Source organism: Ligilactobacillus cholophilus (assembly GCF_030389495.1).
In the GTDB taxonomy this organism is placed as follows: Bacteria; Bacillota; Bacilli; order Lactobacillales; family Lactobacillaceae; genus Ligilactobacillus; species Ligilactobacillus cholophilus.
Genome location: NZ_CP127832.1, coordinates 1,453,208 through 1,475,713 on the forward strand (window position 1 = coordinate 1,453,208; position 22,506 = coordinate 1,475,713).

General features: G+C 32.8%; 16 protein-coding genes. 14 read left to right on the plus strand and 2 right to left on the minus strand.

The features are described from left to right. The 3 genes from purB (at nt 1) to QPK35_RS07495 (ending at nt 3,971) form a co-directional block, all read left to right on the plus strand. Entirely contained in the window at nt 1-1,299 is a 1,299-nt protein-coding gene (gene purB / locus QPK35_RS07485; RefSeq protein WP_290033326.1) for an adenylosuccinate lyase, read from the plus strand. Between the two features lie 136 nt (nt 1,300-1,435). Continuing rightward, nucleotides 1,436-1,660, plus strand: a complete 225-nt coding sequence (locus QPK35_RS07490; RefSeq protein ID WP_290033327.1) for an MDR/zinc-dependent alcohol dehydrogenase-like family protein — start codon at nt 1,436-1,438, stop codon at nt 1,658-1,660. Between the two features lie 313 nt (nt 1,661-1,973). Continuing rightward, nucleotides 1,974-3,971: a SpaA isopeptide-forming pilin-related protein gene (locus QPK35_RS07495; RefSeq protein ID WP_290033328.1), complete on the plus strand. Its 1,998-nt coding sequence runs from the start codon at nt 1,974-1,976 to the stop codon at nt 3,969-3,971. Nucleotides 3,972-4,152: 181 nt separating this feature from the next. Here the strand turns inward: QPK35_RS07495 and QPK35_RS07500 are convergent, their stop codons facing one another. Next, entirely contained in the window at nt 4,153-4,914 is a 762-nt protein-coding gene (locus QPK35_RS07500) for a sulfite exporter TauE/SafE family protein (protein ID WP_290033329.1), read from the minus strand. 400 nt (nt 4,915-5,314) lie between these two features. Between QPK35_RS07500 and oxc the strand changes: the two genes are divergently transcribed. The 4 genes from oxc (at nt 5,315) to QPK35_RS07520 (ending at nt 12,007) form a co-directional block, all read left to right on the plus strand. Further along, complete coding sequence (oxc, locus tag QPK35_RS07505; protein WP_290033330.1) at nt 5,315-6,994, plus strand: oxalyl-CoA decarboxylase; 1,680 nt, start codon at nt 5,315-5,317, stop codon at nt 6,992-6,994. A gap of 145 nt (nt 6,995-7,139) precedes the next feature. Further along, on the plus strand, nt 7,140-7,838 hold the full coding sequence (locus QPK35_RS07510; RefSeq protein WP_290033331.1) for a DUF4396 domain-containing protein: 699 nt from the start codon (nt 7,140-7,142) through the stop codon (nt 7,836-7,838). Nucleotides 7,839-8,255: 417 nt separating this feature from the next. Beyond that, the gene (locus QPK35_RS07515) at nt 8,256-9,947 is read left to right on the plus strand and encodes an APC family permease (protein WP_290033332.1); all 1,692 of its coding nucleotides are present in this window, start codon (nt 8,256-8,258) and stop codon (nt 9,945-9,947) included. Nucleotides 9,948-10,054: 107 nt separating this feature from the next. Beyond that, a complete protein-coding gene (locus QPK35_RS07520; protein WP_290033333.1) occupies nt 10,055-12,007 on the plus strand; it encodes a M13 family metallopeptidase in 1,953 nt (650 codons plus the stop codon). A gap of 33 nt (nt 12,008-12,040) precedes the next feature. Here the strand turns inward: QPK35_RS07520 and QPK35_RS07525 are convergent, their stop codons facing one another. Further along, the gene (locus tag QPK35_RS07525) at nt 12,041-13,759 is read right to left on the minus strand and encodes an APC family permease (protein WP_290033334.1); all 1,719 of its coding nucleotides are present in this window, start codon (nt 13,757-13,759) and stop codon (nt 12,041-12,043) included. A 436-nt stretch (nt 13,760-14,195) separates the two neighbouring features. Here QPK35_RS07525 and QPK35_RS07530 point away from each other — a divergent pair, with 436 nt between their 5' ends. From QPK35_RS07530 to QPK35_RS07560, 7 genes are all read left to right on the plus strand, one after another. Then, a complete protein-coding gene (locus QPK35_RS07530) occupies nt 14,196-15,596 on the plus strand; it encodes an amino acid ABC transporter substrate-binding protein/permease (RefSeq protein WP_290034272.1) in 1,401 nt (466 codons plus the stop codon). Next, on the plus strand, nt 15,596-16,336 hold the full coding sequence (locus QPK35_RS07535; RefSeq protein ID WP_290033335.1) for an amino acid ABC transporter ATP-binding protein: 741 nt from the start codon (nt 15,596-15,598) through the stop codon (nt 16,334-16,336). The genes QPK35_RS07530 and QPK35_RS07535 overlap by 1 nt, the downstream gene beginning before the upstream one ends. Nucleotides 16,337-16,504: 168 nt before the next feature. Next, complete coding sequence (locus tag QPK35_RS07540) at nt 16,505-17,887, plus strand: ClC family H(+)/Cl(-) exchange transporter (RefSeq protein ID WP_290033336.1); 1,383 nt, start codon at nt 16,505-16,507, stop codon at nt 17,885-17,887. Between the two features lie 217 nt (nt 17,888-18,104). After that, nucleotides 18,105-19,301: a hypothetical protein gene (locus QPK35_RS07545; RefSeq protein ID WP_290033337.1), complete on the plus strand. Its 1,197-nt coding sequence runs from the start codon at nt 18,105-18,107 to the stop codon at nt 19,299-19,301. Nucleotides 19,302-19,350: 49 nt separating this feature from the next. Further along, the gene (gene wsfD, locus QPK35_RS07550; protein WP_290033338.1) at nt 19,351-20,871 is read left to right on the plus strand and encodes a glycan biosynthesis hexose transferase WsfD; all 1,521 of its coding nucleotides are present in this window, start codon (nt 19,351-19,353) and stop codon (nt 20,869-20,871) included. Next, nucleotides 20,861-21,292, plus strand: coding sequence for a hypothetical protein (locus QPK35_RS07555; protein ID WP_290033339.1), 432 nt, complete (start codon nt 20,861-20,863; stop codon nt 21,290-21,292). Before wsfD ends, QPK35_RS07555 begins: the two co-directional genes overlap by 11 nt. Nucleotides 21,293-21,351: 59 nt before the next feature. Then, nucleotides 21,352-22,479, plus strand: a complete 1,128-nt coding sequence (locus QPK35_RS07560; RefSeq protein ID WP_290033340.1) for a hypothetical protein — start codon at nt 21,352-21,354, stop codon at nt 22,477-22,479. Nucleotides 22,480-22,506: the final 27 nt, after the last annotated feature.

A 22,506-nucleotide genomic window follows, 5' to 3' on the forward strand; every position in this document is an offset into this window, starting at 1 on the left:
ATGTTAGCAAGATATTCACGTCCAGAAATGGCAAAAATATGGACAGACGAAAACAGATATGATGCATGGTTAAAAGTAGAAATAGCAGTTACAAATGCGTGGAGTAAATTAGGAGTAGTACCTGCAGAAGATGCTAAGAAGATTGCAGAAAATGCAACTTTTACAGCAGAACGTGTTGCTGAAATCGAAGAAACGACACATCATGATGTCGTAGCATTTACACGAACAGTTTCTGAATCTTTAGGTGAAGAAAAGAAATGGGTTCACTATGGTTTAACAAGTACAGATGTTGTTGATACTGCACAAGGATATTTGTTAAAACAAGCTAATAAGATTTTACGTCAAGATCTAGCTGAACTTAAAGCTACAGTAAAAGAAATGGCTTTGAAATACAAAGACACTGTAATGATTGGTCGGACTCATGGTGTTCAAGCTGAACCAATGACATTTGGTTTAAAGATGTGTCGTTGGTATACAGAAATCCAACGTGATATTGAACGTTTTGAACATGCTGCTAAAGGTGTTGAATGTGGGGAAATCAGCGGGGCAGTTGGAACATATGCTAATGTGCCACCTGAAGTTGAAGAAAGTGTTATGGAAGAACTCGGACTTAACCGTCAACCTGTTACAAGTCAAATTTTGCCACGTGATTTACACGCTGAATATATTGCAAGTTTAGCCTTGATTGCAACAAGTTTAGAAGAATTTGCAACTGAAATTCGTTCATTGCAACGTTCAGAAATTCATGAAGTTGAAGAACATTTTAATGAAGGTCAAAAAGGATCTTCTGCAATGCCACATAAACGTAATCCAATTGGTTCAGAAAATATTTGTGGAATGGCTCGGGTATTAAGAGGAAATGTTGTAACAGCATATGAAGATGTTGCATTATGGCATGAACGTGATATTTCACATTCATCTGCAGAACGAGTAATTTTGCCTGATACAACAATTGGATTAGATTACATGTTAACTCGTTTCAATCGTATTTTGAAAAAATTAGATGTTTTCCCAGAAACAATGAAAGAAAATATGGGAAGAACATATGGATTAATTTATAGTCAACGTCTACTTTTGAAATTAATTAATACTGGAATGTCACGTGAACAAGCTTATGATATGGTTCAAAAATTAACTGCAAAATCATGGAATGAACATAAGCAATTTAAGCAATTAGTAGAAAATAGTAAAATTGCTGATGTATTACCACAATCAGAAATTGATGACGCTTTTGATTATCATTATCATTTACGTTACATTAACGATATTTATCAAAAAGTATTTCCTGACGAAAACTAAATAGTTTAATTTTTTGACTTTTAGGATCACTCTTGTTATTCTGTGTTAAGTGCTTTTGAAATAATTAGTGCAATTAATTTGATTGAAAGCATCTATTATCCAAAAGCACTTCAAAGTGGGAAGAAGGATAATGAAAATGAGTGATACAAAAATGATTTTTAAATTACGTAATCTATCAAGATTAAAACAGTTTGAGGAGACCATTAAACAACAAAAGGGTGTTGTTAAGGTTGAAAGAATGCTCGAAGATGGCAAAATTAAAGCCAATGTTGATTCAAGTAAATTAAAATTAGATTCTTTGAACAATCTTTTAGCTAAAATGGGTTATCAAGTCGAACGAATTATAACTGCTGAAGCTTAATTTTTAAGGCTGTGACTTTAGTCACAGCCTTTTTATTTTGTTTTTTGTATTAGTGACACAATATAAAACACTAACATTTAACTTATTATCTTTATTTAATGTTAAAATGATTAAAAGTTTTATATATAAATTAAAAAAACTCAATTTAAATTAACAATAGTTTATTTTTTTTAAATTTTATTAAAAAAGTTTATATTTATGGAAATGGTTGATAAAATTCTTAAACTAAAATACTGGGGTCAGATTTAATCAGTTAAAAGTAAGCAGATTTTTTTGTTTGTTACCAGGATTTTATAGGAGAGGATATATAAATATGCAAAAGGATATAAGGCTACACCTTTTACGCTCAATTTTTGCAACATTGGGTGTCATTATAGGTATGCTAGTATTTTTCCAATGCCGTATAAATGCTAGCGATGTTGCTGTTAACGGCTTAGCAGAAAATCAAGCAGTGATAAAAGATCTTAAAGGGAATCAAGTTTCTGATACACAAGAATTAAACAAGTATGAATACTTTAAGGTTACATATCATTGGTCAATTCCTGATTCTGAAACAATTGAATCAGGTGATACTGTAACTTTTGAAATTCCTAATAATATTCGTGTGTGTAGTGATGTAACTTTTAATATTACTGATGCACAAGGTCAAACTGTTGGAAAGGCTAAAATTAAAGCTAATTCAAGTACAGGAACGGTAACTTTTTCTAATATTCCTACTGAATTTAGATATAATCGTCATGGAACATTAACATTCTATGGTGAAGGAAAAGTTGAACAACAAACAGATATTAACAACTGGATGATTGATAAAGGTGGTTGGGTTAATGATGCGAAAATAGGACCTGATGGAAAACCAACTCAATTGTACTGGAATGTAGTACTTAATCCAGCAGGAAAAACAATTTCAAATGTAACTTTTGTTGATAAACCACAAAATGGTCAAACAATTATGACTGATACGATTGTCGCATATAAAGTTGATGGTCAAGAATTGGGTGAACAGTTAGATCCAACACTTACTCAAGATGAAAACGGAAATGTGACTCTTAACTTTGGTGATATTAATTATCCAATTTATATAAAATATCAGACTAAATTAAGTTCTGATGCAGTAACAAATTCAACTGACGAATGGGAAAATACTGGAATTATTAATTGGAATAATACAAGTTCAGAAAAGGCAGCTGCAATAATGCGTTATGGTGGATTAGGCGTAGCTGATGGTTATGATGGTTCTGTTGAACTTGAAAAATTATCAGAGGAAACTAATCAACCACTTCAAGGGGCAGTCTTTAATTTAGAAGATGAAGAGGGAAATGTAATTGAATCAGATTTAATTACAGATGAAAATGGTCAAATTTTAATTGCTAATATTAAAGACGGAAACTACCAATTTGTTGAAACTAAAGCACCTGAAGGTTATCAATTGAATACTACACCAATTAAATTTACTATCGATGATACTAATCCAGAGAAATTGCATATTAAATTAACAGCATTTAATCAAAAAGCAGTTTCTTCAAGCTCAAGCAGTTCTTCAATATTATCTTCAAGTTCTAGTTTAAGCAGTTTATCATCAATTTTTAGTTCAAGTTCTTCTGCTTCAAGTAGCAGTAGTATATTAAGTTCAAGTAGTAGTATTTTAAGTTCATCAAGTGCAATAAGCTCAAGTTCAAGCTTAAGTTCATCAAGTAGTTCTGCTTCTTCAAGCTCAAGTGTAATTCCAAGTATGTCATCAAGCAGTAGCAGTAGTTCATCAATAATTGCTTCTACAAGTAGTTCTACTTCAGTACCAGCAATAAGTTCAAACTTAAGTAGTTCTTCAAGTTCAAGTAATCAACCAATTATAAGTAGTTCAAGTACAGGACAAAAAGTTCCTGTACAGTCAAGTCAGAGCTCAATATTATCATCAAGTTTGCCAATGTATAGTAGTTCAGTGCTACCATCATCAAGCTCAAACTTAGTGCCAAGTGAATTAATTAACAGTGTTTCAAGTAGTCAATCTACTATAACTGATACTGGTAAAAATATTGATGATCCACAATCATCAACTACAACAAAATCACCAGTAATTAGTACAACTAAGGCACCAACATCATTTGATAATAAAAATGATGATCCAGTAGTTTTAATTGGTAAGAGTGAAAAAGCAAGCTCACATGTAAATTCTGTAAAATCAAGCAAAAATGCAAGTAGTAAAGCATCTTTACCACAAACAGGTGAAAATCAAAAATTAGGTAATACTATTAGCATTATTGGAATAGTTACAATGACAATAGCAGCTGGAGCAATTATTTTTAAAGTTAAATAATGATTTATAAAGGAAAAGCGAATGCGTAATTAACGCATTCGCTTTTTAGCTATAACATCTGGATTGTGAACATAGGGGAATGATGTATAGCGGTTAACTTTATTATAAAAAAAGATGGGGGGGTCAAGAACCCACTGTTTACAATAGTTTGAAGATTTTATTGGAATATAAATCATAAATTTTAGATAAATGATTTAATTCCCATATATAGAAGAATAAGTGCAATTATTGGTTTAAAAATTCGATTAATCCAGTTGTTTTCAGTATTTATTTTTTGCATTATATAAGGTGCGATTAAGGCGCCAACAGTTGTTCCTAATATCATATAAAAGACTAAGTTCCAAGCAATTTTCATGGTGTTAAAATGTAATCCAATTCCTAATAGTGTAGTCCATACTCTAATATATGATGAAGTTGCTGCGGCTTGAGCCATTGGGGCATCTAAGAGTAACATACCAGCAACTAATGGTCCTCCACCTGACATTCCTGCAAGTCCAATCATAATTCCACTGATTACACTAGCAAAATTAGCCATTACTCGATGAAGTTTATGATGGACATAACTTTGATGTTTTAGATGAGGATCAACAAATACATGAAATAAAATTGTGATTGCTAAAACAATTAAAATGATACTGATAATGATTTGATAGTAATGTTGGTTAATAAAAGGGACGATAAGACTTCCACCTAAGGTTCCACATATTGCCCAAATTAATAATTTATTTCCCTGGTTATAATTGATGAGATTTTTTCGATGATAAAAATAAGTGCCAACAATTAAAGCTGGCAAAGTGATTACTAAAGCACTAGCCGCCGCAGTTTTGTCAGGAAGATGAAAAAATGTGATCAAACAGCCAATGTATAAAGCTGCTCCCATTCCAACTGAAATGAGAATGAATCCAATGATAAAACCACATAAAGTTAACATTAAAATATTCATTTATATGTTCCTTTCACATGAAATTTTCCTTATCCAATAAAAAAACCTTACTATCTTTGGCGTGATAGTAAGGCCGAAACAAAATAAGCTTACCCGAGTACGGAGTGCGCATTACTCTAAATAGGATGGAAATTCGTATACCTGTGTAAAGCGAAATTGAGGTAGGTTGAAAGTATTTATCTTCCAACCATCTTTATCATAACCTCAACGAAACTAAGTTTCAATCAAAATCTCTTTGCCTTAAATGAGATACAAAGAACTTTTGCTAGTTTAAAAAATGCCACTCAAATATATCAAATTTTATTCATATCATTATCACTTCTATGACCAAAAGAATAAGATAAAAATTAAGAGAGTGGTTCTCTTTAAGCTATTTCAAAATAAATAAGGAGAATAGATTATGACAGAACAAATTACAGGTGCAGAATTACTAATTGAAGCATTAAAAAAGAATAATTTAAAAAATATATATGGAGTTGTAGGTATTCCAGTTACTGATTTAGCACGTATGGCGCAACGAAGTGGAATGCGTTATTTTGGATTTAGACGTGAAGATTCAGCAGTTAATGCAGCTGCTGCAGCCGGTTTTTTAACTGGAAAACCAGGATTAGCATTGACTGTCTCAGCTCCTGGATTTTTGAATGGGTTAGTGGCATTAGGAGAAGCTACAAAGAACTGTTTCCCAGTTATTATGATATCTGGTTCATCAGAACGTCATATTATTGATTTAAACCAGGGAGATTATGAAGGATTAGATCAATACAATATTGCAAAGCCATTTTGTAAAGCAGCATATCGAGTAGATCGTCCAGAAGATATGGGATTAGCAGTTGCACGTGCAATTCGATCAGCTACAACTGGTCGTCCTGGTGGTGTATATCTTGATTTGCCAGCAGATACAATTGGTGCAATTTTAGATGAAAACATTGATCCTGAAAGTACAATCATTAAGGAAAATGATTTTGCTAAATTGAGACCTGCAAAAGAGGAAGTTACACGTGCAGTTGATGTTTTGAAACAAGCCAAAAAGCCTTTGATTATTTTGGGTAAAGGTGCTTCGATTGCTCATGCTGAAGATGGTGTACGGGAATTTATTGAAACAACTAAGATTCCATACCTTCCAATGTCAATGGCGAAGGGCTTACTTCCAGATGATAGTGAATCATGCGTAGCCGCAGCACGTTCATTATCATTTAGTGAAGCTGATGTTATTATGTTGGTTGGTGCACGTTTGAATTGGATGTTATCACATGGAAATAAATTCAATCCAAACGCCAAGTTAATTCAAATTGATGTTGATCCAGATGAGATTGATTCTAATAAGAAGATTGCTGCCCCATTAGTTGGTGATATGAATGCAGTTTTTGAAGGATTAAATCCAGCGGTTAAAGAAGCAGGTATCAAAGCCTCACAAACTTGGCTAGATGCGTTGAAAGCCAAAAAAGATGAAAACTTTGCTAAAATGCAAAAACGGCTAACAACTCCTCGTTCACCAATGGGTTATTACGGTGCTATGCGTCCGATTAAAGAATTGATCCGCAAGAATCCCGATACTTATTTAATAAGTGAAGGTGCAAATACATTGGATATTGGACGGAATGTAATTGATATTTTCAAACCACGGCATCGTCTTGATTCAGGAACATGGGGTGTAATGGGTGTTGGACTCGGTTATGCTATTGGGACTGCAATTGAAACTGGTCAAAAAGTAGTTTGTGTAGAAGGCGATAGTGCGTTTGGATTTGATGGAATGGAAATTGAAACTATTTGTCGTTTACACTTACCTGTAACAATTGTAATCTTTAATAATGGTGGAATTTACAACGGAGCTGAAAAAGATCCAGCAGGTAGTGATCCTGCCCCAATTACGTTGGACGCAAAGGGTCGTTATGATAAGCTTTCAGAAGCATTTGGCGGTTTAGCATATAATGTTACAACTCCAGAAGAATTAGATAAGGCTTTAAATGAAGCTTATGAATCAGGTAAACCTGCGATTATCAATGCAGTAATTGATCCTACATTAGGTAAGGAATCAGGGCACATTGGCAATTTGAATCCTAAATTAGGAATAAAGCATTAAAGATAGTGATGAAGGGATGAATAATCCCTTCTTTTTATTTGAGTTATATTGATCAAAAGTTATAAATAATTGTTTAACCATTAAAGCTGTGATAAGGTGGAAGCGTTGATATCTTAACATTTTTATATTGAAGGGGATCATAAAAATGGAAACTTTAGCAATTATTTGGATTATAATTGGCTTTATTTCTGCTTTTATTATTTTATGTGATGTTATTAAGCATCCACAACAAATGAGTATTATGAATGCTGTTTGGCCAATTAATGCATTATGGGGAGGACCATTAATTTTATGGGCATATTTTACATTAGGAAAACATCGAAAAATGCATATGAAATCAATGAAAATGGAAAAGATGCATATGAAGATGGAGATGCCTCCAAAAGATTCCAAATATAATCAATTTTGGCAAGGAATTATAGTAGACGCTCTTCACTGTGGTGCTGGATGTAGTCTTTCAGATTTAATTGGTTCTTGGATTTTTTACTATTTATTAAGTTTTAATTTATTTGGACAAAAGATATTTGGTGAGTGGCTATTCGATTATATCCTTGCTTTATTAATTGGGGTGTTGTTCCAATATGCAGCGATTGCTCCAATGATGCAAGGAAGTACAATTAGTAAATTATGGCGTGCGTTTCGGATTGATTTTTGGTCATTGACTGCATGGCAAGTTGGAATGTATGGTTGGTCCGCAATCGTAACATTTATTTTCCAATGGCATTTTACTCCATTACAACCACAGTTTTGGCTAATGATGAGTATCGGAATGGCATGTGGCTTTATTACTGCATATCCAATGAACTGGCTCTTGGTTCGCAAAGGTATTAAAAGTGGAATGTAAATATAAATGGCATATAAATAACCTAAGATAAAAAATCTTAGGTTATTTTTTTATGTTTTTAATTAACAATTCAATTTTTTAAGACCTAAAATTACTAAACCAAGACCTAGGGTTAACATTGTGACAATCAAAATAACTGTACTTTTCTTCATAAATATTTCCTCCCCATCTTCTAAAACACTAAATAACAACATCTATTATCTTTATATTCTAGTTAGTTGTCATTATTTTTCAATTATCTGAATGCGAATTAAATATGCGAAATGCCAATAATTTTGACGCAAAGAAACTAGCATTGAGGCTCTCTGACAGGCTGATTAAAATCAAATTGAGTGAATGAAGTGACTTTTATAAATCATACATCACTCAATTATTTAATTATAGGGTCATTTTAAAACTCGTTTGGAGGCGAATTTTATGGAAAAAGCAAATAATAAGCAGCCGAAACCACAAAAGTATTTTATGTCGACTGTTGCTTTAACAATGCTGAATGTTGTCATGATTGCTGGTTTAGGAAACGATCCACAACAAGCTTTCTATGGGCTATCATCAGTTACATATTTTCTGATTGGATTTATCTTATTCTTCATTCCGACTGCATTAGTTTCAGCTGAATTGGCAAGTGGCTGGCCTCAACGTGGAGGAATTTTCCGTTGGGTCGGCGAAGGTTTAGGTAAAGGTTGGGCGTTTACTTGTTTGATAATTTTATGGTTTCAAACGACATTCAACTTAGGTGCTGGGATGCCTAACTTTGCTGCTACAATCATGTTTTTCTCTCCACATTATCATAAAGCAATTCAGTTTTTGGAACATCCACAACATGAAATTTTAATCATGTGTGGTTTTATTGCGTTATTCTGGTTCGTTACTTGGCTAGCAGCACGTGGAACTAAAACTTTCTCTAACATCGCAAAATATGGTGTTATCGTGGGAACGTTTATTCCATTAGGTGTAATGATTATTTTAACCATTGTCTGGTTATGCCAAGGTCATAAACCTGCAATGCCAATCGGAGCAAAATATCTAATTCCACAATGGAATGGTATGGGTACATTAGCGTTAGTGGCTGGTGTTCTCTTTAGTTGGACTGGGATTGATATGAATGCTGCACACATCAAAGAATTACGAAATCCAGAGAAACAGTATCCACTTTCAATTTTATTTGCTGGTATTGCTGCGTTGGCAATTTTCGTCATTGGAACATTGATTATTGCAACGATTATTCCTGCAAGTAAACTAAATATCTTGGATGCATTATTTGTTACTTTCCACGATTTAGGGGAAACATTTAACTTTCCATGGTTATACATGGTATTCATTTATATTAACTTTATTTTACTAATTGCAATGTGGACAACTAATTTAGCCGGTCCATCATTCATGTTAGGGCAAGCAGGTCAAAGTGGTTTGTTGCCAAAATGGTTACAAAATTACAACAAACACGGTATGCCTTCAAAAATGATGTATTTCCAAGCACTTTGTGTCACAATTATTGCGTTCTTAGTAAAACTATTACCAAATGTCGAAGGCTTTTTCATTATGGTTACTCAAACCATTACGATTTTATATTTAATCTACTATATTATCATGTTTATTGCGTTTATTAGATTACGGTATAACCAAGCCAATCGGCCACGTTCATTCAAAGTTCCTGGTGGTAAATTTGGCGCTTGGTTGGTTACAATTGTTGGAATTGCTTCATCTATTTTTGGAATTGTTATTGCATTTTATCCACCAACTCAAGTCAAACAAGAAGTTGGTTCTGGAACAGTTTATGTTGTCACAATTGCATGTTTGGTTGCAGTTGTTTTGCTAGTTGCTTTAGGCCTATATCAATTATCCAAGCATCATAATAAGACTCACAATAATGATTGGGTCAACGATCAAAATAAGTTTGCTCCTTACACTTGGGAAATCGAAGGTTTAAAGAAACCACAAAAAGTTGAATCCAATGTGCCAACAGATATTATGTCAAAAGGACAAAATCCAATGGGTGTTCCGGTTAAGTATCATTTTGATCCAAACAAAAAGGTGAAATTACCTAAAGATTGGGCTAAACCAACGGCGGATATTGAGAAATATGCTAAGGAAATGCGCGATCACAAATAATATTAAAAAATTGAAGTAAAATGACAGGTTATTTATAATCAATAATACAGAAGATAGTCAAAACAGCTTTGTTTTACTATTTAGGATATTTGAAGGGAGACTTAAAAATGGAGTATATTGCAAAAGTATTAGGTGGAGCCCCCGTCACAACTGGTGAACAAGCCAGTGCTAAAGATAACCTTTACATGCATGTTAATTATGAATGGCTCAAGACGGCAAAAATTCCAGCGGATAAACCAGCAGCTGGAAGTTTTCAAGATATGGATGAAGATGTTGAAAAGCGTTTGATTGATGACTTCAAAGCATATCATGATGGTAAGTTTGAAGCACCTAATTCCATGTTTGCGGAAGCAATGAAAATGCACGCGTTAGCAATTGACTTTGCGGGACGTGAAGATCAAGGAGTTAAACCATTAATTCCGGTAATTCAACCTATTCAACGTTTAAAAATGCTAAATGATCTTAGCAAACAATTGCACAACTGGGTTTTAAATGATTTACCATTACCATTTAAAATCGATGTTGAGCCAGATTGGAAAGATACATCTAAGAATACAGTATTCATGTACGGTCCAGATTTAATTTTACCTGACAAAACTTACTATGATAAATCAAGAAAAGATACGCCTAAGTTACTAAAAACATGGGCAGATATGTCACAACAATTATTAGAATTAGTTGGATTTGAAAGTGCGGACGCTGCACAAATTGTAAAGGAAGCAATGGAGTTTGATCGCTCACTTGTTCCACATGTATTAACTTCTGAAGAATTAGCGGATTATCCTAAACAATATAATCCAAAAACATTACAAGAAATCCGTGATTATAGTCATAGCTTTGAATTAGATGTGATGATTACTAAATTGGTTGAAGATCACCCGGGAAAAGTTATTGTAACTCAACCTCAATATTTTGAAGCTTTTGATGAAATTGTTAATGATACAACTTTCAAGAATTTGAAGAGTTGGATGTTAACTAAGACTATTAATAAATTAGCACCTTACTTAAAAGAAAGTATTCGTCAAACTGCTGATATGTTTCATCGAGCAGTAGCAGGGACTAAAGGGTCATTAACACAACCAAAATTTGCTTACAGTGTAATTGATGACACATTTAAATATGTTGTGGGCGATTACTATGGTCGGAAATATTTTGGTGAAGATGCCAAAAAAGATGCAACAGAAATGATTAAAGAAATGATCGGTATTTATAAGCATCGATTACAAAACAACGACTGGTTAGGTGATAAAACACGTGCAAAAGCCATCTTTAAATTAGATAAAATAGCAATTAAGGTAGGCTTTCCTGAAAAAATTAAACCAGTTTATCAAAAATTGCATGTGACTACAGCTGAAGAAGGCGGAACTTTACTTGGAAATTATGTAAATATCCAAAAAGTTTGTTTGAAAGATAATTTTGAACAATTCCATAAGCCAGTGGATCGAACAGAATGGGATATGCCATCTCAATTAGTTAATGCTTGTTATGATCCATCAAGAAATGATATTACATTCCCTGCAGCTATTTTAGAGAAACCATTTTACAGTCTAAATCAATCTCATAGTAAAAACTTTGGTGGGATTGGCTGTGTAATGGGACATGAAATTTCACATGCATTTGATAACAATGGTGCTCATTTTGATGAATATGGAAATATGGTTAACTGGTGGACAAAGGATGATGCTGCTCACTTTGCTAAGTTAACTCAAAAGATGATTGATGAATTCGATGGCATTCCATTTGCTGGTGGTAAAGTTAATGGAAAATTAGTAGTTTCTGAAAATATTGCAGATAATGGTGGAATGAGTTGTTCATTAGAAGCATTGAAACAATATTCAGATGCTGATCTCAAGGAATTCTTTACTAACTGGGTTACAGTTTGGAGAATGAAAGCAAGTACGGCATATAAGAAAATGTTATTAGCTACTGATGTCCATGCTCCTGAAGAACTTCGAGGAAATGTTGAACCTCAAAACTTCGAAGATTTCTATGAGACTTTTGATGTTCATGAAGGAGACGGCATGTGGTTAGATCCAAGTAAACGAGTTCAAATTTGGTAAAAATAAAAGACCTTCAATTGAAGGTCTTTTATTTTATTTATCTTTAGTTTCTGCACGCATTTCTTTAGCATATTGTGAAATATCTGCGGTTGGTTGTGCCCAATCTTTTGGAAGATCAACTTTTTTATTTGGATCAAAATGATATTTAATTGGAACTCCCATTGGATTTTGACCTTTTGACATAATGTCTGTTGGTACATTGGATTCAACTTTTTGTGGCTTCTTCAAGCCTTCAATTTCCCATGTGTATGGAGCAAATTTATTTTGGTCGTTGACCCAATCATTATTATGAGTCTTATTATGATGTTTAGATAATTGATATAGACCTAAAGCAACCAATAAAACAACACCAACTAAGCAAGCGATTGTTACATCATAGACTGTTCCAGAACCAACTTCTTCTTTAACTTGTGCAGGTGGATAAAATGCAAGCATAATTCCAAAGACGGAAGATGCAATCCCGACAATGGTAATTAGCCAAGCACCAAATTTACCACCAGGAACTTTGAATGACCGTGGCCGATTGGCTTGTGTATAACGCAACCTAATAAAGGCCACGAACATGATGATGTAATACAACAAATATAAAATCGTGATTGTTTGAGTGATCATGATAAAGAATCCTTCTACATTAGGTAGTAACTTAACCATAAATGCAATCACTGTAACACATATTGCTTGGAAGTACATCATTCTTGAAGGCATGCCATGTTTATTGTAGTTTTGTAACCATTTTGGTAATAGACCACTTTGACCAGCTTGACCTAACATGAATGAAGGGCCGGCGAGATTAGTGATCCACATTGCAATCATTACTAAGAAGTTAGCATAAATAAATAGCATGTATAACCATGGGCAATTAATAATTGAACCTAATTCATGGAAAGTAACAAAAAGTGCATCTAAAATGTTGATTTTACTTGCAGGAATGATTGTTGCAATAATCAATGTTCCAATGATGAAAATTGCTAAAGCGGCAATTCCAGCAAAGAAAATTGAAATAGGATACTGTTTTTCTGGATGTCTTAATTCTTTGATGTGTGCAGCATTCATATCAATTCCGGCCCAACTAAAGAGGACGCCGGCAACTAATGCGAGTGTGCCCATACCGTTCCATTGTGGAATCAAATATTTAGCTCCAACTGGCATTGCAGGTTTATGACCTTGGCATAGCCATACGATAGTTAAAATGATCATAATTGCAAGTGGAATGAAAGTACCGACAATAACACCATACTTGGCGATATTAGAAAAAGTTTTAGTTCCTCGTGCTGCTAACCAAGTTACAAACCAGAATAATGCAATAAAACCACACATGATTAAAATTTCATGTTGTGGATGTTCCAAAAACTGAATTGCTTTATGATAATGTGGTGTGAAAAACATTACGGTAGCGGCAAAGTTAGGCATTCCAGCGCCTAAATTAAAGGTTGATTGGAACCATAAAATAATTAAACAAGTAAATGCCCATCCTTTACCAACACCTTCACCGACCCAACGAAAAATTCCCCCACGTTGAGGCCAACCACTTGCTAATTCAGCTGAAACAAGTGCAGTTGGAATAAAGAATAGAATAAAACCAATAATAAAGTATGTAACTGATGAAAGCCCATAGAAAGCTTGTTGCGGATCATTTCCTAAGCCGGCAATCATCACAACATTTAACATTGTTAAAGCAATGGTAGACATAAAATACTTTTGTGGTTTGGGTGATTTCAAACTACTTTTTGAATCAGTATTTGTTTTCGCCATTACTTTCACCTCCCTGATTGTAATTGATAGGCAGATGTCCCATAAATAAAGGATTCACCTGCTTTCACTTAATTAATAAAACATCTGACATTTAAACGCAAAGATCTTGTTATCTTTACAAAAATATTTTGATTAAGAGAATAAAATTTACGTTGAATTATGCAATAGTGGTCAAAATTTAGAAAAAAACGAGAGTTTATTATATTTTTTATTAAAGTTGTAATATGCAATAAATGTGAATTAATAATATTATTAAAAAAATTAAACTAAAAATTTATAGTGTAAAGTTATTGTTTCATAAAAAATAACAATATAATAAATTTTATATGGTATAATTTAATTATATTTTAATGTTAATTTAATTCAGGTTAGAGAGGAACTAGTATTGATGAAAAAAATTAAGAAAACACTAATGTTATTCTTAACGGTCATTGGAATGACATTGTGTATAAACGCATTACATAGTGACTCAGTTGTACATGCGGCCGATGAAAAAACATATACTATTGCAACTGATGTTACTTTCCCACCATTTGTATTTACAAATGATAAAAATCAATATGTAGGGATCGATATTGATTTAATGAAAGCAATTGCGAAAGAAGAAGGATTTAAAGTTGTCTTTAAGCCAGTCGGATTTAATGCGGCAGTTCAAGCTGTTAGTGCCGGCCAAGTAAATGGTATGATGGCAGGAATGACAATTACTGATGAACGAAAAGCAAAATTTGATTTCTCAAATCCATATTATTCATCAGGAATTGTGATGGCTGTTCCCAAAAACAGCAAGATTGACAGCTTGAAACAATTAAAGGGGAAGAAAGTCGCTGTTAAGACAGGGACATCTGGAGCCAACTACGCTAACTCAATTAAAGATAAATATGGTTTTCAAACAGTAACATTTGATGACTCAGACAATGTATATAATGATGTTAAAACTGGTAACTCAGTAGCCTGTTTTGATGATAACGTTGTTTTGAAATATGGTATTAAAAATGGATTGAACTTCAAAATTGTAACGAAACCAGCAGCTACTGGTAAATTAGGATTTGCAGTCAAGAAGGGTACTAACCAAGAATTACTTGCTAAATTTAATGCAGGACTTGAAAAACTAAAGAAAAATGGTGAATATCAAAAGATTATTGACCGTTACACTAAGAGTAAGAGTTCAAGTAATGCACAGGAATCAAGAACAATTTGGGGCTTAATCAAGCAAAATAAAGGTGCCTTATTAAGTGGTTTAGGTGAAACAATGAAATTAACAATTGTTTCAATTTTCTGTGCTACTATTTTTGGAATTTTAGTTGGTTTACTTGGTGTTATTCCAAACAAGTTTTTCAATGGAATTTCAACAGTGATCATCTATATCTTTAGAGGATTGCCATTACTAGTTCTTGCTTTGTTTATTTACAATGGGATTCCAAGTTTAACAGGTAATAAAATTCCTGCCTTTGTTGCCGGGATTATTACGTTAACCTTAAACGAAGGGGCATATATCGCAGCCTTTGTAAAAGGTGGAATTGAATCCGTAGATGTTGGACAAATGGAAGCCGCACGAAGTTTAGGATTACCTTTTGGAAAAGCAATGCGAAAAGTTGTTTTACCACAAGGGTTAAAACTTATGGTTCCTTCATTTATTAATCAATTTATTATTACTTTGAAGGATACTTCGATTTTATCAGTTATCGGAATTGTCGAATTAACACAAACAGGTAAGATCATCATTGCACGTAACTTAGAAGGATTTAAGATTTGGTTGATCGTAGCGGTAATGTACCTCATTCTAATTACGATTTTCACCTTACTTTCTAAGTGGATCGAACGGAGGTTAGATATCTAATGACAAATACAAAAATCGAAGTCCAAAATGTAGCTAAAAACTTTGCTAAGAACCAAGTTTTAAAAGATATTAATTTTACAGTTGAAGATGGTCAAGTGGTTGTAATGATTGGTCCTTCTGGTTCAGGTAAAAGTACTTTATTACGATGCTTGAATCGTTTAGAAACACCAAGTTCAGGAAATATCATTGTGGATGGCATTAATATGGCTGATCCTAAAATTGATATTGATAAGGCTCGTGAAAATATCGGAATGGTTTTCCAACACTTTAATTTATTTAATAACTTAACGATTGGGGAAAACATTATGTTGGCTCCAAAGGAATTAAAGAATAAATCAGATGTGGAAGCTCAAAAACAAGCACGTGAATTACTTAAAATGGTAGATTTGGAAGATAAATTCAATGCTTATCCACAATCATTATCAGGGGGACAAAAACAAAGAATTGCAATTGCACGTGCTTTAGCAATGAACCCTGATATCATGCTATTTGATGAACCAACTTCAGCACTTGATCCAGAAATGGTTGACGATGTATTGGAAGTAATGAAGAAGCTTGCTAAAAACGGAATGACAATGGTGGTCGTAACTCACGAAATGGGCTTTGCCAAGGAAGTTGCTGATAAAGTGGTCTTCATGGCTGATGGTTACATCGTTGAAGAAGGAACACCGGAAGAAGTCTTTGAACATCCAAAACATGAAAGAACACAAGCATTTTTAGAAAGAATTCATGGTATTTAGAATACTCATGATATAAAAAGTTCAGTGATTAAATCACTGAACTTTTTTATTTCACGTGAAACATTTATATACAGTTAAATTAATTTATTTTTCGAAGGGCTATTATTTTAATTATTTGAACTATTAATCTAAAATAAAAGAGTGATAAAAAGTAAAGGACGTAATTTTATGCATCAAGTAAAAGTTTCTGACATTTTACATAAACCATTTACAAGTGATCATATTCTATATGTCTTTAAGGGGATTTTAGTAGGTTTGGTCACTGGGTTAGTTGTCAGTGTGTTTCGGTTAATCATTGATAAGACAATGAAGGGATTATATTTTATTTATCCTTATATGGCAGATCATCCTCATGTTATTGTTTGGTATGTTTTAGCAACAATTATTCTATGTATCATCTTAGGATTTGTAATTCGTTCTCAATTATTTTATGTAAAGGGATCGGGTGTTCCTCAAATTGAGGCGGTAATGGATAATGAAATTGAGATGAAATGGTGGCCTGCACTTTGGCGCAAATTTGTAGGTGGATTACTTGCGATTTGTCCCGGGTTATTTCTTGGTAGAGAAGGTCCTTGTATTCAAATGGGAGCATGTATTGGTCAAGGATTTTCTGAAGAATTATTCCATGGCGGTGATAAAGAGCGGAATATCATGTTGGCCTGCGGAATTGCAGCTGGTTTATCTGCTGCTTTTAGTGCACCTCTTGCTGGTGCATTGTTCCTAGTAGAAGAAATTACATTAGGTTTTGCGACATCGGTTGTTTGGCTTTCAGCATTAGCAGCTGCAGTTGCATCTGACTTAGTAACAATTTTATTCTTTGGACTTACTCCAAGTTTGCATTTTATTTATGATTATAGTGTTCCAGTTAAAGATTACTGGCAATTAATTATTTTAGGAATTATTTTAGGATTTTTTGGATATTTGTATCAAGTTGTTATTTTAAGTTTGCCTAGATGGTATGGTAAATTGAAATTTATTCCTCAAGCATGGCATAGTATCGTACCTTTATTATTGGTTATTCCAATTGGGTTATTTTATGCCAAAATCCTAGGAGGAAGTCATGATTTTATTTTAGATTTAACAAGTAATCATTTTATTGATTATATAACCGGACATTTACCAGCGGTTGGTTTTGTTTTCTTGTTGCTGGTTATTCGCTTTGTATTCTCAATGATTTCTTACGGAGCTTCAACTCCAGGTGGAATTTTCATGCCTATCTTAGTTTTAGGGGCAACAAGTGGAGCCTTATATGCAAGTATCATGATTCGTATGGGATTTTTGAAGGAAGGTTATTTCTTAAATATTGTTATCTATGCTATGGCTGCTTACTTTGGAGCAATTGAAAAAGCCCCATTTACGGCTGTTGTGTTAATTTCAGAAATGGTCGGTAGTATTAAACATATGATGCCATTATTGATTGTAACTTTGATTGCATATGTAATTAATGACTGGCTTGGTGGTCGTCCAATCTATGCTGCTTTGAAAGATGAAATGATGGATTCGTTTAATCATCCACATAAAAAGCACGGTAAAAATGTTGTTAGATCATAACTAATAATTGAATATTTTTGATTTTAAGCACTAGCTTTTGCAAATTGATTGCAGACTAGTGCTTATATTTTACTATTTATAATTTTTCTTTAATAATTAAAGGATTTATTAAACTATTGCTTGAAACACTTTATTTTATGGGCATTTTTGATATATTGAGTGGTGGCAAAAATAAAAGTTACTGGGATTTTATTAATATAGAAATATTGGAGAGATTATGAAAAAGAAAACTAAAGTTATTTTGTTAATAGTTAGTTTAATTGCGATTGGATTGGCAGGTATTTATATTTTTAAGGATAAAAATGAAGAAACAATCCACGTAAATCATAATGTTTCAAAAATAAGTTCTCCAGTTAAAAAAGCATATACTACGAATTCAAGCTCATTTAAGATCACATCAAATGAGCTTTCTTTAGTTGAAAAAGAAGATAAAGAGAAGTTACAGGATTTTCTTGAAAAGCATATGTTGATTAAGGGGAGTTTCATTACTAACTATAAAGCACATAAAAATCAAAATAAAACAGAATTGGCAACAGGACATGACCGTTTAAGTGAATCTTCAGGGTTGTGGTTACGTCATTTGGCTTTAAGTGGTACACAGGAGCAATTTGATGATTTTTATCGTCAAACGAAAAAGCAATTTTATGCTAAAGGGCAATTTACATATCGAATCAATGCTGATGGTACTAAATCATCAGTAAATGCTTCAATTGATGATATGCGTATTATTTGTTCTTTGATTGAAGCTAAACAACGATTTAAAGATCCTAAATATGAAAAAGAAATTCAAAAATTGGTTTCTACATTTAAAAAACAATCAATCCAAGATGGAATGTTAGTTGACTTTTATGATGTTGAGTCAAAGAAACCAGCACATGAGATTTCACTTTATTATCTAAATATTAAAGAAATGGGATATATCTATAAAGTGGCTAATCTTCCAGTTAAGGATTTAGAATTCCAATATCGTATTTTGAAGAATGGTTATATCTCAAATCAATTGCCTCTATATCATACAAAATATAATTACAATACTGGAAAATATGAAGATAATAAACAAATTAATATTATTGAATCACTCTTATCAGTGCTTTATTTAAGTGAAATTGGCCAAGCTAAGGAAGAAAGTATTCAATTTATTAAGACGGCGGTAACAACTGGAACACTATATAACTCTTATAACTTAAAAGGCGAACCAGTTGATAAAAGTCAATCGGCAGCGAGTTATGCGATTGCGGCAATGATTGGTAAAGAAATTGGTGATGATCAGTTATATCAACAAGCAATTAAAATCGTTGGTAATTACCAAATTAACAATCCACAAAGTTTAATTTATGGTGGAATTGGAAATCAGAATACATTAGAAGTTTATTCGTATAACAACTTAATGGCATTGTTAGCTTATGATTATTAATTTATAAAGGTAAGTGGTTAGTAAAAATCTATAGAAGAGGAAATAAAGAATGTTTGTAAAAATCAAAGAAAGGATTCAAGAGCTTAAAGGACCGTTTGAAAAATGGTTTCCTCCTATTCGGTTAGGAATTATTTTATTGGGAATCATTTTGTCGATTTTATTGTTTATTCCACCGATTAACGGTGCAGTAGATGATGGAAGTTATAATTTGATTTTGCGTGCTAATGGATTACGTGAATATACAAATAATGCGGATTATTTTAAATATTTTGTGCCTAAATTTCCTATTTTGCAATATTATAATCCGGATACGGATGTTTATTTATCTCTGCAAAATATTTTAATTCAAGCAGCTATTTTGTTGAACAAAATATTTTATAGTACACAAATTTTTGATATTCGCTTTTTAAGTGCAATTTATGTTGTTTTATTTTTAATTGGTGTAAGACAACTATTTAAGGGACTTACTTTTAGATTACGCGGATTTAAAGCTTACATGATTGTATTAGTAGGGGTTTTCTTATTAAGTGATACAACATATACGATTTATTTTAATTCATTTTATATTGAACCACTTGATTATATTATGGTGATTTATTTTGTGGCTTTTGGATTACGTGCCTTTCAACAGAGTGATCCGCAAAAAATCATGAAATTTTATGGTGGCCAAGTTTTTGTTGTGTTCTTACTAATGTTTGTTTCCCGTCAAATTGCATTTCTTTTAGGGGCATTTTGTTTCTGTTTAATTGGAGGAATTGTCTTTATTAAAGGACGCAAGTGGAAATTATCAGCAATTATTTTAGTTAGTTCGCTTATTCCATTAAGTGTATATATGGGAAGTTTGTATTCTAATCCTGGATACAATGAAAATATTTATCAAAGTATGACATTAGGGGCAATGCCTGCTTCAAAAGAACCCGGAAAAGATTTGGCTAAGATTCAAGTTGATCCTCAAAATGAAATGTTACGAGGAACATTTTATTCTGAACCGTATGCGATTGTTTCTTCAGATTCATCAACTATTCAACAGGGATTCATTGATGAATTAAGTTACGGAAAATTGATTCTGTACTATATAAAACATCCAACGGTTACGTTGAATCTCTTACAGATGGGACTTGAAAGTAAAAATAGTACCCGAGAGGATGTAAGTGCATTTGAGAAAAATGCGGTAAAGCAATCTGATGAAAATAAAGTTTTCTTCCAATGGGCAGCTGGAATAAAAGGTTTGATTTTGCCTAAGAAAATTGGTTTCTATGGATTGTTTGCAATTTTAGTTATTTCATTATATTCAGTTTCGATGGTGCGTGGATTGCAAATGGGGTCAAAATTGTACCTTTCAATTTGGTTCATGAATATTGGACTTTTGATGATAATGTTCTTGTCATTCTTTGCACCGATTATCGTTTCAGGTGAAACAAGTATTACGCGTCAGTTAATGATGACTTCTGTAATTTTGGATATTTTGGTCTTGCTAGTTTTATCAGATAGTATTCACCATAATATTTGGATAAATAAAGAAACGGTATTGCTAACTAAGATGAAAGGAAACAATGAAAATGAAGAATAAATTATTGGTAGTTTTGACTGTTTTCATTGGTCTTTTTGCTTTTTCGAGTGAGAAAACAAGTATGGCAAGTACTGCTGTTCAAGATGCTCCTAAAGTCTTATTAGTGTACGATAGCTGTAATGCTCGTGAGAATAAAGAAAAGGACGTCGATACATTAGTAAGAATCCTAATGAGTATGGGACGACAAGTTACCTTAGTTTCTATGAATGACTATCAAGCAGGACAATTGGAAAAAGGGAAATACGAAGCTGTAGTCACGATGATTAATTGGCCAAGCATGGATTTTGAAAATGCTGCGTTTGAAAAAGACCGGCAGAATTTTAAGGGAAAGAAATTACATGTTGGTAGTAATTTAACTAAAAGTGAACAGCAAGAAATTCCAGGGCAATGGGTAACTTTAAATGAACAGTCATTACTTTAACAGATAGTGATGGATTATATGAAGAACAGCTAAGTTTTCAAAATAAAATCCAACTATTATTGAAGGCACAAGATGGGGAAACGGTTGTTTCAAATTTAGTTTCAAAAACTGGAGATCAACAAAGTTATCCATTTGGGATTGTTAAAGATCAAAATGCATATATTCCATTGTTTTCAAGTGAAGGGGCAACATTGTTATCTTCAATGCAATTAATTGCTAAGTGGTTAGGGGTAAAAGATAGTTATACTCCATATGTTGCTATCGACAACTTCACGCCATTAAGTTCTTTTACAGTAGCTGATAAATTTGTAAGAGAACTTGAGGATCTAGAAAATAATGTAATTATTACAACTACTTCAACAACTGATAATACAGATACAAAAACTTTTAAGGCATACTTGAAGTTTTTGAAAATCATGACTAATAACAATCATGCAATTTTATATTTAAATGTTCCAGCACTTAATGCATCTGATTCAGGTAATAATGATACTTTAGAAGAAATGATGACACAAGAAGTTAGCACTTCAATAGAGAATCAAATTTTTCCTTTAGGAATTAGTGCACCAACTTACTGGAACTTTGATAAGTATTATCAAATGAATGCTCTTGATTTTGGGGATGCAGTTTTATTTACTGGAATGACAAATTCACCTCATTTTCATACAAGGACAAACACAACTCAAGCATTTAAAACAACATTTTTCAATGTTTCAAATGATGCTTTAGCGAATGTTCACTGGAATAAGAATGGTGGGAAATATACAGCTTTTACATTCCCAGTACCAACGGTTATAAGCTATCAATTTCCTAAAACTGTAAAACAAAATGAAAAGCTATTTAAAGAAATAAGAAATGATCCATTTCCACCAACGGATCAGTATCTATATCGATTTAATACTGGAATTTCAACGCAGACACAGAATTTACGTGGAGCTAACGGAACGATTACTCTGAATGATGTGCCAGTTGATAGTATTAATTTCGATGCACTTCAAAAACAAACAAATGTAAAAACTAATAATACAAAACAATCAAAGGCGTCAACATCAAGGAATATTGTTGATAAGGTCAATGATGTGTTGACGGTAATTATTTTGATTACATTAGCTGTTTTAGTGGTTCTATTATTGAAAGGTCGTAAATTATACCTTCGAATGTTTAAGAATCATGATTCAAAAAAATAATAGAAAGGAAAATCGAGATTGAGTAAT